Raw genomic sequence first — 13,211 nt, forward strand, 5'->3', positions numbered from 1 at the left:
TGGTGTGTCAGGACAACGCGCGCAGTTTGGGCAGCACGTCCTCGGAGAACTGGGTGAGGAAGCGCTCCTGGTCCTGCCCCGGCCCGTGGAAGACGAGGTGGTTGAGCCCGGCGTCGACGTAGGGCTTGATCTGGGACACCGCGTCGTCGGGATCGGAGGCCACGATCCAGCGCTTCGCGACCTGCTCGATCGGCAGCTCGTCGGCCAGCCGCTCCATCTCGACCGCCGAGTCGACACTGTGCTTCTGCTCGGCCGAGAGCGACAGCGGCGCCCAGAACCGGCAGTTCTCCAGCGCCGTCTCCGGGTCGCGGTCGTAGGACATCTTGATCTCGATCATCCGGTCGATCTGGTCGAGACTGCGCCCCGACGCCTCAGCGCCCTCGGCGACGGCCGGCATCAGCTTCTCGGTGTAGAGATCCATGCCCTTGCCGGACGTGCAGATGAAACCGTCCGCCGACCGGCCTGCGTACTTCGCCACGACCGGTCCACCCGCCGCCACGTACACCGGGATCGGCTGTTTCGGCTTGTCGTAGATGGTGGCCCCGACGGTGCGGTAGTACTCGCCCTCGAACGTCACGTCCTCGGACGTCCACACCTCACGCATGAGCCGGATGGCCTCGCGCAGCCGCGCGAACCGCTCCTTGAACTCGGGCCACTCCATGCCCGACACGGCGATCTCGTTCAGGGCCTCCCCGGTGCCGACGCCGAGCATCACGCGGCCCGGGTAGGCCTCCCCCAGCGTGGCGAAGATCTGCGCGATCACCGCGGGGTTGTAGCGGAACGTCGGCGTGAGCACCGATGTCCCGATCTGCACCCGCTCGGTGCGCTCCCCCACCGCCGCGAGCCACACCAGCGAAGACGGTGCGTGGCCGCCCTCGTGGCGCCACGGCAGGAAGTGGTCCGACGTCACCACGCTGTCGAGGCCCACCTCTTCCGCCCGTACGGCGTACTCCACGAGCTCCCGCGGCCCGAACTGCTCCGCAGAGGCCTTGTAGCCGATCCGCAACGTCACGTCCTCAGATCCTTCCCGACCCGATCCGGTGCTTCCGTTCCCTCAAGAGTGCTACAGCCGGCCCATTGACCTCCACTCGCGTCGAGGTCGCACGGTTCCGGCATGAAAGAACTCGCATGCGTCGTTCGCCCGAAGTACCTACCGTCATCGACGCCATGAGCGACGACTCCCAGCAGCCCCACCGAGCCACCCTCGGTGCCCTGCGCCGCCTCGCCCCGTACATCCGTCCGCATCGACATGCCCTCATCGGCGGCGCCCTCGCGGCGCTGGCCGGCAGCCTCGCCGGGCTGGCGATCCCCCTCATCACCCGCGCCATCGTCGACGGCCCGATCGCCCGCTCCGAGCTGTCGGCGCTGCCGTGGCTGGTCGCAGGCGTGTTCGCCTTCGGGCTGCTCGAGGCCGGCTTGATGCTGCTGCGGCGGCGTCTCGTCGCCCGCCCCAGCACCCGCATCGAGGCGGACCTGCGGGCCGACCTCTTCGCCCACCTGCAACGCCTGCCGGTGGCGTTCCACGACCAGTGGCCGTCGGGGCAGCTGCTCTCCCGCGCGACGTCCGACCTCAACACGATTCGCTGGTTCGTCGCGTTCTCGGGGATCTTCCTCGTGGTCAACGTGCTGACCATGGTGGCGGGCGTCGCGGTGCTGGCCTGGCTCTCCCCCGTGCTGGGGCTGGTCATCGGCGTCGTCGCGGTGCCGCTCGTGGTGCTCACGCTCATGCTGGAGCGCCGCTACTCGGTCGCCGCCCGGCGCGCACAGGACCAGGCGGGGGACCTCGCCACGGTGATCGAGGAGTCGGCGCTGGGCATCCGCGTGCTCAAGTCGCTCGGGCGCGGACGCCGGCTCACCGCGCGGTTCGTCTCCGACGCGCGGGGGTTGCGCGGCACCGAACTGCTGAAGGTGCGGTTGCTCGCGGCGCTGTGGGCCGTGCTCGTGACGCTGCCCGAGGCGGCGATCGCGTTGATCCTCGGGCTGGGGGCCTACGGGGTCGCCCAGGGGACGCTGACGCTCGGCACCCTGGTGGCCGCGGTCACCGTCATGACCTACCTGTACTGGCCGATCGCCTCGATCGGCTGGCTGCTCGCCGAGGCCAGCAACGCCGCGGCCGCCACCCGGCGGTACTGGGAGGTCCGTGACGTCGTCCCGGCGATCACCGACCCGCCCGACCCGGTGCCCGCGCCGAACCCGGTGCGGGGCGAGCTCCTCCTGCGTGACGTCTCCTTCGCCTACCCCGGTGGGCGCGGAGACGTCCTGCACGGTGTCGACCTGGCGCTGCGCCCCGGGGAGACGATGGCGTTGGTCGGTGCCACCGGATCGGGCAAGACCACGCTGACCGCGCTGGTGGCCCGGCTCTACGACGTCACCGGCGGCGCGGTGCTGATCGACGGCATCGACGTCCGTGACCTGCGGCTGGCCGACCTGCGCACCGCCGTGGCCACCGCTTTCGAGGACCCGGTGCTGATCTCGGCCAGTGTGCGGGAGAACGTGGCGCTCGGACTCCCGTCCGCGTCGGACGAGCAGGTGTGGGAGGCCCTGCGCGTGGCGAGCGCCGACGGTTTCGTCGCGGCGCTGCCGTGGGGGCTCGACACCCGGATCGGCGAGCAGGGGATGTCGCTCTCGGGCGGGCAGCGCCAGCGGCTCGCCCTGGCCAGGGCGGTGATCGGGCGCCCGCCCGTCCTGGTGCTGGACGACCCGCTCTCCGCGCTGGACGTGCACACCGAGGCAGAGGTCGAGGCCGCGCTCCGGCGGGTGCTGGGAGGGGTGACGGCGCTGGTCGTCGCGCACCGGTCGTCCACCGTGCAGCTCGCCGACCGGGTCGCGCTCCTCGTCGACGGCCGGATCGCGGCCGTCGGCACGCACAGCGAGCTGCTGGCCACGGACGCGGAGTACCGGCGGCTGCTGACGAGCGCACTGGACGACCTGACCGACGAACGAGAGGAGGTGGGCGCATGAGTACCGACACCGGCACGGAGACCGTGGCCGGCCGAGGCCCGGAGCCCGACACGGGCCCGGACGCCGTCGTCGAGGCCTGGCGCGGTATCGCCGCCGAGGACGACGAGGCCGACGAGATCGACCGGACCACCGGGCTGCGGATGCAGCGGCGCGCACGCCTGCTCGTCGGGGAGCTGCTGCGTCCGCACCGGCGCGCCGTGGTGCTCGCGGCGGTGCTGCTCGTCGCCGAGAACCTGGCGATGCTCGCCGGGCCGCTCCTGGTGGCGACGGCGATCGACCAGGGTGTGCCTGCTGCCCTCGCCGGGCACCCCGGCCCGCTGGCCTGGTCCATCGCCGGGTACGCGGCCACCGGGATCGTAGGCGCCGCGCTGCGCTCGGCGTTCACGCTGCTGTCCGGCCGGGTCGGGCAGGATCTGCTGCTCGACCTGCGCCGCCGCGTGTTCGCCCACGGGCAGCGGCTGTCGCTCGACTTCCACGAGTCCTACACCTCTGGCCGGCTGATCTCGCGCCTGACCAGCGACATGGACTCGCTCACCGACCTGTTGGAGAAGGGGTTCGAAGGCCTGTTCGGGGCCGTGCTCTCGCTGATCGGCATCACGGTGCTGCTCGTGTGGCTCGACCCGACGCTCGCCGCGGTCGTGCTGTGCGGCTTCGTGCCGCTGCTGGTGCTCACCCGCTGGTTCCAGCGCAGTTCGCGGGCGAGCTACCGGCGTACCCGCAGCACGGTGGCGCGGCTGATCGTGCACTTCGTCGAGTCGATGAACGGCATCCGTGCCGTGCAGGCGTTCCGCCGCGAGCGGCGCAACGACGAGATCATGGACGGGCTCACCACCGCCCACCGGGATGCCAATACGACGGCGTTCCTCACGGTGGCGTGGTACGTGGCGGGGGTTCGGCTGGTCGGCAACGCCACGCTGGCGCTCATTCTGCTGATCGGCGGCCTCCGGGTGCTGGACGGCACGCTGGCCCTGGGTGCCCTCACGGCGTTCCTGCTGTACCTGCGCAGGCTGTATGACCCCATGGACGACCTGGCGCAGTTCTTCAACAGCTACCAGTCGGCTGCCGCCGCCCTGGAGAAGATCGCCTCCGTCCTCGATACGCCGCCGGGTGTGCCCGAGCCGTCCCGTCCGATGCCGCTGCCGTTCCCCGTGCGCGGTGAGCTCGAGTTCGACGACGTCAGCTTCGCCTACCGCAGGGCCGCCGAGCGCACGGTGCTGCCGAAGTTCTCGCTGCGCATACCGGCCGGGCAGACGGTCGCGCTCGTCGGGGCCACCGGAGCGGGCAAGTCGACGCTGGCCAAGCTCGCGGCGCGGTTCTACGACCCGGTCTCGGGCGCGGTCCGCCTCGACGGGGTTGACCTGCGCGACATCACCGACGAGGCACTGCGCTCCGCGCTGGTGATGATCACGCAGGAGGCGTTCCTGTTCGCCGGTTCGGTGGCGGACAACATCGCGATGGGCCGGTCAGGGGATGTCCGGTCGCCCACGCGGGCCGAGATCGTGGCCGCCGCCGACGCGGTGGGTGCCCGGGAGTTCATCGAGGCGTTGCCCGACGGGTTCGACACCGACGTGCGCAAACGCGGAGGCCGACTCTCGGCGGGGCAGCGCCAGCTCGTCTCGCTCGCCAGGGTGGTGCTGGCCGATCCTGCGGTGGTGCTGCTCGACGAGGCCACCTCCTCGCTCGACATCCCCTCGGAGCAGGCGGTGCAGGCCGCGCTGGAGACCGTGCTGGCCGGGCGCACGTCGATGATCATCGCCCATCGGCTCTCGACGGTGCTGATCGCCGACCGCGTGCTCGTGGTGGCCGACGGCAGGATCGTGCAGGACGGGTCGCCGGAGGAACTGCTCCGCGGCGGGGGTGAGTTCGCCGACCTGCACGAGGCGTGGCGCGCGTCGCTCGCCTGAGTGCGGGCGCGGGCCCAGGATGGACGGGTGCGCCCGCCCGCCACGCCCGAACCGGTCTCCGTCGACGCGCCGGCGCTGCCCCGGCCGCACCTGCTGCGGCAGCGCTGGCGCGACGTCACGTTCCTGCACTGGGCGGTCCGGCCCGACGAGGTCGCCCGGTTCCTCCCGCCCGGTGTCGAACCCGACGTCCTCGACGGGCGGACCTACGTCGGGCTCGTGCCGTTCCGCATGTCCGGCACCGGTTTCGCGCGTGGGCCGGCCATCCCCTGGGTCGGTTCGTTCCTGGAGACCAACGTGCGCCTGTACTCCGTGGACGCCACGGGGCGGCGCGGGGTGGTCTTCCTCAGCCTCGACGCCGAGCGGGCGGTCGCGGTGGCCGCCGCCCGCTCGGTCTTCGGGCTGCCCTACCGGTGGGCGCGCATGCGGTTCGTCGCGGACGGCGACATCCGCGGTTACGCGACACGGACGCAGTGGCAGGGGGCGGCGCGCAGCCGGATCGTCGTGCGGGCCGGTGCCGAGACCGTCGACGGCCCGCTGGAACGCTTCCTCACCGCGCGCTGGGGGCTGCACGTCGCCCATCTCGGCCGCACCTGGTGTCTGCCGAACGCCCATGAGGCCTGGCCGTTGCGCACGGCACAGGTGCTGGAGCTCGACGACGGGCTGCTCGCCGCGGTGGGCCTCGGCGCGCTCGCCCGGCGCCCGCCCGACCACGTCGCGTTCAGCGACGGCGCCTCGGTGACGTTCGGGATGCCGGCCCTCGCGACCACCCCGCGACGGCACGGCGGTTCGGACCAGTAGCGGCGCCCGCCACCCGGCCGCCGGACCCAACCGTCGGGCGAAGATCCATCAGTGCCTGACCAGCCACGCCTACGCTGTACACGTGTCGACTGAGCTGCTCGATCGCGCACCCACGCTGGACCGCCGGCACGGGTTGCCGGTGCACACCCAGATCGAGCAGTGGCTCATGGACGAGATCACGCACGGCCAGATCGCCACCGGCGACCGCCTGCCCGGTGAGCGGGCCCTCGCCGCGGCGCTGCGGGTGAGCCGCATGACGTTGCGCCAGGCCTTGGACGGGCTCGCCCGCCGTGGAGTGCTCATCCGCCTGCCGGGCCGCACCGGTGGGGCCTTCGTCGCCGAACCGAAGATCGACTGCGACCTCACGGGGCTCGCGGGGTTCACCGAACAGATGCGCCGGGCGCACCGGCGGGCCGGTGCCGAGGTGCTGTCGGCGTGCACGACCGCCGCCGACCAGGAGGTGGCGGCGGCGCTGCGCATCCCGGTGGGCGCGGCCGTCCACGAGCTCGTGCGGGTGCGTTCGGCCGACGGCACGCCACTCGCCCTGGAGCGCTCCTGGCTGCCCGCCGAGCACCTCGCCGACCTGCTCGACCATCCGCTCACCGGTTCGATCTACGACCTGCTCGCCGACCACTTCGGGCTCGCTCCGCACACCGCGGTGGAGTACCTGGAGTCGGTCAGCGCCGACGCGGCAGACGCCGCAGCGCTCGGGGTGCCCCGCGGCACCGCCCTCATGAGCGTGGAGCGCGTCGCGCAGTCGGTGGCCGGGCTGCCCGTCGAGTTCGCGCGCGACGTCTATCGCGCCGACCGGGTCCGGTTGATGGTGCGCACGGACGTGCGCAACCGCCAGGACTGACAGTTCGCCGACGGGCGGGCGCGGGCGCCGCCTACGATCACAGGGTGACGCTCCCCCGGACGGCCGACGCGCACGAGGTGCTCCACCGGATCTTCGGCTACGACACCTTCCGCGGGAGCCAGCAGGAGATCATCGAGCACGTGTGCGGTGGCGGCGACGCCCTCGTGCTCATGCCCACGGGCGGTGGCAAGTCGCTGTGCTACCAGATCCCCGCGCTGGTCCGCGAGGGTGTCGGCGTGGTCGTCTCGCCGCTGATCGCGCTGATGCAGGACCAGGTCGACGCCCTCCTCGCGCTCGGTGTCCGCGCAGGCTTCCTCAACTCCACGCAGGGCCCCGACGAACGGCGCGCGGTCGAGACCGCGTTCCTCGCCGGCGAGCTGGACCTGCTCTACCTCGCCCCGGAACGGCTGCGCGTGGAGTCCACCCTGCGCCTGCTCGGGCGCGGAAAGATCGCGCTGTTCGCCATCGACGAGGCGCACTGCGTGTCGCAGTGGGGCCACGACTTCCGCCCCGACTACCTCGCGCTCTCGCAGCTGCACGAACGCTGGCCCGACGTGCCCCGCATCGCGCTCACGGCCACCGCCACCAAGGCCACCCACGCCGAGATCGCCACCCGCCTGGGCCTGGACGACGCACGGCACTTCGTCGCGAGCTTCGACCGGCCCAACATCCAGTACCGGATCGCGCCGAAGGACGAGCCGCGCCGCCAACTGCTCCACCTCCTGCGCACCGAGCACCCCGGTGACGCCGGCATCGTCTACTGCCTCTCGCGCAACTCGGTGGAGAAGACCGCGGAGTTCCTCGCGGCGCAGGGCCTGACGGCCCTGCCGTACCACGCCGGACTCGACGCCGGCACACGCGCGGCCAACCAGTCCCGGTTCCTGCGCGAGGACGGCGTGATCATGGTTGCCACCATCGCGTTCGGCATGGGCATCGACAAGCCCGACGTGCGGTTCGTCGCCCACCTCGACCTGCCCAAGTCCGTGGAGGGCTACTACCAGGAGACCGGCCGCGCGGGGCGGGACGGCCTCCCCTCCACGGCATGGCTCGCGTACGGGCTCGCCGACGTCGTCCAGCAACGCAAGATGATCGACGACTCCGACGGCGACCTCGCCCACCGGCGCCGGCTCTCCCAGCACCTCGACGCGATGCTCGCGCTCTGCGAGACCGTCGAGTGCCGCCGGGTGCAACTGCTGAACTACTTCGGGCAGCAGGGCACGCCGTGCGGCAACTGCGACACGTGCCTCGTGCCGCCCGAGTCGTGGGACGGCACGGTCGCCGCACAGAAGGTGCTCTCCACGGTGTTCCGGCTCGACCGCGAGCGGCGCCAGAAGTTCGGGGCCGGGCAGATCATCGACATCCTGCTCGGCAAGCGCACGGCGAAGGTCGAGCAGTTCGACCACCACTCGCTCACCGTGTTCGGGGTGGGCACCGAGCTGACCGAGGGCGAGTGGCGCGGGGTGGTCCGCCAGCTCATGGCACAGGGCCTCCTGGCCGTGGAGGGCAACTACCAGACGTTCGTGCTCACCGAGGCCAGTCGCGGTGTGCTGCGCGGCGAGCGACAGGTGATGATGCGGCGCGATCCGAAACGCCAGGCGCAGGGTCGTTCCCGCTCGGCGCGTACGCCGCAGGCGGAGCTGCCCGCCGCCGCGGCACCGGTGTTCGAGCGGCTGCGTGCCTGGCGCGGGGCCACCGCGAAGGAGCAGGGCGTGCCCGCCTACGTGATCTTCCACGACGCCACGCTGCGGGAGATCGCCACGCGCATGCCCTCCACCACCGCCGAGCTGGGCGCGATCAGCGGGATCGGGGAGAACAAGCTCGCCAAGTACGGCGAGCAGGTCCTGGAGGCGCTCGCGGGCTGAGCCGGGCTCGCCGACCCGGCCCCGGTCAGAGCACGTCGAGTGGCTGTGGCCGCCGCGGCGGCGGGAACGCGGCGTCCAGAATCGCGAGATCGTCGCCGGTGAGTGTGATGTCGCGGGCCGCCGCGTTCTCCCGGACGTGCTCCGGGTTGCCGGAGCGTGGGATGGCGATCGTGCCGGGCCGGCGCAGCGCCCACGCCAGCGCGATCTGGGCGGGTGTCGCACCGTGGCGGCGGGCGACCTCGCCCAGCGCCGGATCGCCGAGCAGCCTGCCCTGCTCGATCGGCGAGTAGGCCATCACCGGGACGCCGTGCTCGGCGCACCACGGCAGCAGGTCGTACTCGGGGCCGCGGCGGGTGAGGTTGTAGAGAATCTGGTCGGTGGCCACCGCCTCACCGCCGGACAGGCCGTGCAGCTCCGCCATCTCGTCCCGGTCGAGGTTGCTCACTCCCCAGCTCCGGATGGCGCCTGCGTCGAGCAGGTCGGTGAACCCGGCGATCGTCTCGGCGAGGGGCACCGGCCCACGCCAATGCAGCAGGTACAGGTCGATCCGGTCGGTGCCGAGGCGGCGCAGGCTCTGCCGGCACGCCTGCACGGTCCCGGCGCCGGTGGCGTGGTGGGGCAGCACCTTGTCGACGATGAACACCTCGTCGCGCCGACCGGCGAAGGCCTCGCCGACGAGTTCCTCCGCCGCACCGTCGCCGTACATCTCGGCCGTGTCAATGACGGTCATGCCGAGGTCGAGGCCCACGAGCAGGGCCGCGATCTCGTCGGAACGCCGCCGGGGGTCGTCACCGAGGTACCAGGTGCCCTGGCCGAGCGCCGGCACCTCCTCGCCCGACGGGAACGTCACGCTGCGGGGACCCGCCATCGTCTGTACCTCCATGTCGCGGCTCCAGCCATTCTGGCCGGTCCCACGCAGCCCCCTGATCGGACGCACCCCGGCGGTCAGCCGTCGGCGCGGATGCGCTCGCCCTTCGGGTCGTAGAGGATCGGCGCCGCCACGGTGCCGTCCACCCACGTGCCGTCGACCTGCACCGCCACCGGTGTCCCTTCGGCTGCGCCTGCGGGCAGGTAGGCATAGGCGATGGAGCGAGCGACCGTGTAGCCGTATCCGCCGGAGGTCACCCGGCTCACGACCTCGTCCCCGATGCGAACCGGCTCCCCGCCCAGCGCGACCATGCGGGGGTCATCGAGCACGAGGCACTGCAGTCTCCGGGTGACCCCTCGCGCCCGGTCGGCCAGCAGTGCCCCGCGCCCGACGAACTCGCCATCACCGTCACCGCGGCGGACGGCGAAGCTCAGACCGGCCTCGTCCGGGGTGGTGTCGGGACCGATGTCGGCACCCCACACCCGGTAGCCCTTCTCCAGTCGAAGGCTCTCGATCGCCCGGTACCCACCCGGGCGCAGGCCGTGGGGAGCGCCGGCCTCGACGAGCGTGTGCCAGAGCGCGGCGCCGTACTCGGTGGAGCAGTAGAGCTCGAAGCCCAGCTCCCCGACGAAGGTGACGCGCAGCGCCCGCAGCGGGACGTCCCCGGCCGTCGTCTCCCGCATGGACGGGTAGGGGAAGTCGGCGTTCGACAGCGACGCGGGCGTGAGCGGGGCGAGCACGTCACGGGCGCGCGGCCCCCAGAGCCCGAAGCACGCCCAGGCGCCGGTCACGTCGGCGAGGCGCACCCGGGAACCGGTCGCCCGGGCCTGGCGGCGCAGCCATCCGAGGTCGTGCGGCCCGAACGCCGTGCCCGTCACGACGAGGAACTCCTCGGGACCCACCCTGGTGACGGTCACGTCCATCTCGATGCCGCCGCGGTCGTTGAGGGCCTGCGTGTAGACGACGGCGCCGGGTGCGCGGTCGGTGCGCCCGGCGAAGACGTGACGGCAGAACGCGGCCGCGTCCGGGCCGGAGATCTCGATCTTCGAGAACGAGGTCTCGTCGAAGAGGCCGACGGCCTCCCGCACAGCGAGGTGTTCGGTCTCGACACAGGGCGACCAGTGCCGCCCGGCCCATCCGCGCGGTCGTCGCTCCTCGGAACCGGGTTCGGAGTAGTGGTTCACCCGCTCCCACCCGGCCTTCTCCCCGAACACCGCGCCGTGCGCCGCGTGCCACGGATACGCGGGCGATGTGCGCAGCGGGCGGCCCGCCGTGCGTTCGGCGGCGGGGTAGCGGATGTCGTAGTAGCTCTCGTAGTTCTCCCGCACACGGGCGAGGGTGTAGCCGGGTGAGCGGTAGTGCCGGTGGCCGAAGCGGCGCACGTCCATGTGCCACAGGTCGAGGCCGGGGTCGCCGTCGAGAATCCACGCCGCCATCACGCGCCCGACGCCCCCCGCACCGGCGATCCCGTGTGCGCAGAACCCGGCCGCGACGAAGAACCCCGCGACCTCGGTCTCCCCGAGGCAGAACTCGTTGTCCGGGGTGAAGGCCTCCGGGCCGTTGATCATCGACGCCACGCCGGTGTCGGCGAGCACCGGGACGCGGATCTGGGAGTTGGTGAGGATCTCCTCGAAGCGGTCCCAGTCCGGTGGGAGCAGCTTGCCGTTGAAGTCCGGCGGGACCGCGTCGACGGAACGGGCTGTGGCCGTCCACGGCGCGCTCCGGCGCTCGTAGCCGCCCATCACCAACCCGTCGATCTCCTGGCGGTAGTAGACGAGCAGGTCGGGGTCGCGCAGCGACGGCAGCGGATGATCGGGCAGCGTGCCGAGCGGGAGCGGCGCCGTGACGACGTACTGGTGTGACATCGGCACCACCGGGACCCTGACGTCCACCAGGCGCGCTATCTCGGCGGCGAACATGCCTCCGCAGTCGACGACCACCTCGCACTCGACGTCCCCACGGTCGGTCCGGACGCGTGTCACCCGCCCGTCCACGGTGTCGATTCCGACCACCTGCGTCTGCTGCGCGATCGTCGCACCTCCGGCCCGCGCGAGGGCCGCGAGGGCGTAGCAGAGCCGCGCCGGATCGACCTGGCCGTCGGTCGGCGTGTAAGCGGCTCCGAGCACGCCCTCGGCAGACATCAGCGGGAACAGCTCAGCGGCCTCGTCGGCGGTGAGCAGTTCGAGCGGCAGGCCGGAGCGCTGCGCCCAACCCGCCTGCCTGCGGATCTCCTCCAGACGAGCGGGCGATGACGCGAGCCGCAGCGACCCGGACTCCACCCAGCCCGGGGCGTGCTCGGTCTCCTGCAACCTGCGGTAGAGCTCGACCGACCAGCCGTTCATGGTGGTGAGCGCAGGATCGGAGCGCAGTTGGCCGACCAGGCCCGCCGAGTGGAACGTGGATCCGCTGGTGAGCTCCGCGCGCTCGAGGAGGAGGACGTCCCGCTCACCGCGCTCGACGAGATGGAAGGCCACGCTCGCGCCGCCCACTCCCCCACCGATCACCACGACACGGGCTCGGCCGGGGAGCGCTTGCGCCATGGGGGCGACCTTACGGTCTAGACCGTTCCCGGCGCGAGCCCTACCATCCACCGATGCAGGTGCGGACCATGGCGGTCGATCCCGCCACCGACGCACTGCTCGACTCCATCCCCTGCACGGCCCGCCGCCCTCGCACGGTCGAGGAACTTCCCGGCGGGCTCACCAACCGCAACCTCAAGGTCACCAACCCCGACGGGTGCTGCGTGGTGCGGATCCCCATGCAGGAGGGCGGGGGGCTGCTGGGCATCGACCGCGAGAACGAGCACGCCAACTCGGTCGCCGCCGCGCAAGCAGGAGTCGGCGCGCCCGTCCTGCACTACCGCCCCGGCACCGGCCTGACCGTCGGGTACCTGCCCGGCCGCCCGCTCACCGACAGGGATCTGCACGACCGGGAGATCCTGCGCCTCGTCGCGGCAGCCTGTCGCCTGCTGCACTCCGGGCCACGATTCGCCGGCGACTTCGACATGTTCGACGTCCAGGCCCGCTACCGGCGCATCGTTGCCGAGCACGGCTTCCGGCTGCCCCCGCGCTACGACGAGTTCGCCCCGCTGGTGCCGCGGATCCGGGCGGCACTCGGCCCCCGCGTGACGGTGCCGTGCAACAACGACCTGCTTGCCGCCAACCTCCTCCTCTGCCCGGACGGTAGTGGTGGCCGGCACGTGCGGATCATCGACTTCGAGTACTCCGGCAACAACGATCCGGCCTTCGAACTGGGCAACATCTGGAGCGAGGCCGCGCTGCCGCCCCGTCTGCTGAGCGTGCTCGTCGCGGCCTACCACGGACGGCCCTCTCCCCGGCAGGTCGCGCGGGCCCGGCTGTTCGCGCTGATGGCGAAGTACGGCTGGATGTTATGGGCCTCGATCCAGCACGGCTCCAGCCCTCTGAACTTCGACTTCTGGTCCTGGGGCATGGAGAAGTACGACCGTGCCGTCCGGGAGTTCGACGGCCCCGACCTCGACCGCCTGCTCGTGGCGGCGCGCCTACCCGACTGAGATCCGCGATTCCTGGAGGCCGCATGCCCGTCGACGACCGGACCGCCGAGACGAACAACGCCGAGACGAACAACGCCGACGAGGCCACGCTGCGTCGCCTCGGCTACGTGCAGGTGCTTTACCGCGAGATGGGCGGGTTCTCCAACTTCGCGATCTCCTTCACGATCATCTCCATCCTCGCCGGCTGCCTGACCTCGTACTACATCGCGTTCAACAACGGTGGGCCCGTCGCGATCACGTGGGGCTGGCTGCTCGTCGGCGGCTTCTGTGTGCTCGTGGCGATGGCCATGGGTGAGATCGCCTCGGCGATGCCCACCGCGGGCGCGCTGTACTTCTGGGCGTCGAAGCTCGGGGGTCCGGCGTGGGGGTGGTTCACCGGCTGGTTCAACCTGGTCGGGCAGATCGCGGTGACCGCCGCGATCGACTACGG

10 protein-coding genes are annotated in these 13,211 nt (G+C 72.0%); 7 read left to right on the forward strand and 3 right to left on the reverse strand.

Annotated elements, in window-relative coordinates; genetic code table 11:
- Window positions 1-7: 7 nt before the first annotated feature.
- Window positions 8-1,012: a glucose-6-phosphate dehydrogenase (coenzyme-F420) gene (fgd, locus tag ABD743_RS15680; RefSeq protein WP_344722781.1), complete on the reverse strand. Its 1,005-nt coding sequence runs from the start codon at window positions 1,010-1,012 to the stop codon at window positions 8-10.
- A gap of 155 nt (window positions 1,013-1,167) precedes the next feature.
- Between fgd and ABD743_RS15685 the strand changes: the two genes are divergently transcribed.
- From ABD743_RS15685 to recQ, 5 genes are all read left to right on the forward strand, one after another.
- On the forward strand, window positions 1,168-2,961 hold the full coding sequence (locus ABD743_RS15685) for an ABC transporter ATP-binding protein (RefSeq protein ID WP_344722782.1): 1,794 nt from the start codon (window positions 1,168-1,170) through the stop codon (window positions 2,959-2,961).
- Window positions 2,958-4,865, forward strand: a complete 1,908-nt coding sequence (locus tag ABD743_RS15690) for an ABC transporter ATP-binding protein (RefSeq protein ID WP_344722783.1) — start codon at window positions 2,958-2,960, stop codon at window positions 4,863-4,865. Before ABD743_RS15685 ends, ABD743_RS15690 begins: the two co-directional genes overlap by 4 nt.
- Window positions 4,866-4,892: 27 nt before the next feature.
- Window positions 4,893-5,663 carry a YqjF family protein gene (locus ABD743_RS15695; protein WP_344722784.1) on the forward strand — a complete coding sequence of 257 codons (771 nt, stop codon included), beginning with the start codon at window positions 4,893-4,895 and terminating at the stop codon, window positions 5,661-5,663.
- Between the two features lie 82 nt (window positions 5,664-5,745).
- Window positions 5,746-6,519: a GntR family transcriptional regulator gene (locus ABD743_RS15700; protein WP_344722785.1), complete on the forward strand. Its 774-nt coding sequence runs from the start codon at window positions 5,746-5,748 to the stop codon at window positions 6,517-6,519.
- A 44-nt stretch (window positions 6,520-6,563) separates the two neighbouring features.
- Window positions 6,564-8,381 (forward strand): DNA helicase RecQ, encoded by a 1,818-nt coding sequence (recQ, locus tag ABD743_RS15705; RefSeq protein WP_344722786.1) that lies wholly within the window; start codon window positions 6,564-6,566, stop codon window positions 8,379-8,381.
- Between the two features lie 25 nt (window positions 8,382-8,406).
- Here the strand turns inward: recQ and ABD743_RS15710 are convergent, their stop codons facing one another.
- A complete protein-coding gene (locus ABD743_RS15710) occupies window positions 8,407-9,264 on the reverse strand; it encodes an aldo/keto reductase (protein WP_344722787.1) in 858 nt (285 codons plus the stop codon).
- Between the two features lie 62 nt (window positions 9,265-9,326).
- Entirely contained in the window at window positions 9,327-11,789 is a 2,463-nt protein-coding gene (locus tag ABD743_RS15715) for a GcvT family protein (protein ID WP_344722788.1), read from the reverse strand.
- A gap of 53 nt (window positions 11,790-11,842) precedes the next feature.
- On the opposite strand from ABD743_RS15715, the gene ABD743_RS15720 reads away from it, so the two are divergent.
- Both ABD743_RS15720 and ABD743_RS15725 read left to right on the forward strand, forming a co-directional pair.
- On the forward strand, window positions 11,843-12,781 hold the full coding sequence (locus ABD743_RS15720; RefSeq protein ID WP_344722789.1) for a phosphotransferase: 939 nt from the start codon (window positions 11,843-11,845) through the stop codon (window positions 12,779-12,781).
- A 23-nt stretch (window positions 12,782-12,804) separates the two neighbouring features.
- A partial coding sequence (locus ABD743_RS15725) for an amino acid permease (protein WP_344722790.1) occupies window positions 12,805-13,211 on the forward strand: 407 nt, incomplete at its 3' end.

The sequence above is a fragment of the Pseudonocardia yunnanensis genome, assembly GCF_039534065.1.
Lineage (GTDB): Bacteria > Actinomycetota > Actinomycetes > Mycobacteriales > Pseudonocardiaceae > Pseudonocardia > Pseudonocardia yunnanensis.

Coding starts and splice junctions, on each gene's coding strand:
- ABD743_RS15685 (WP_344722782.1), top strand. CDS start 1,168: ATGAGCGACGACTCCCAGCAGCCCCACCGAGCCACCCTCGGTGCCCTG.
- ABD743_RS15690 (WP_344722783.1), top strand. CDS start 2,958: ATGAGTACCGACACCGGCACGGAGACCGTGGCCGGCCGAGGCCCGGAG.
- ABD743_RS15710 (WP_344722787.1), bottom strand. CDS start 9,264: ATGGAGGTACAGACGATGGCGGGTCCCCGCAGCGTGACGTTCCCGTCG.
- ABD743_RS15715 (WP_344722788.1), bottom strand. CDS start 11,789: ATGGCGCAAGCGCTCCCCGGCCGAGCCCGTGTCGTGGTGATCGGTGGG.
- ABD743_RS15720 (WP_344722789.1), top strand. CDS start 11,843: ATGCAGGTGCGGACCATGGCGGTCGATCCCGCCACCGACGCACTGCTC.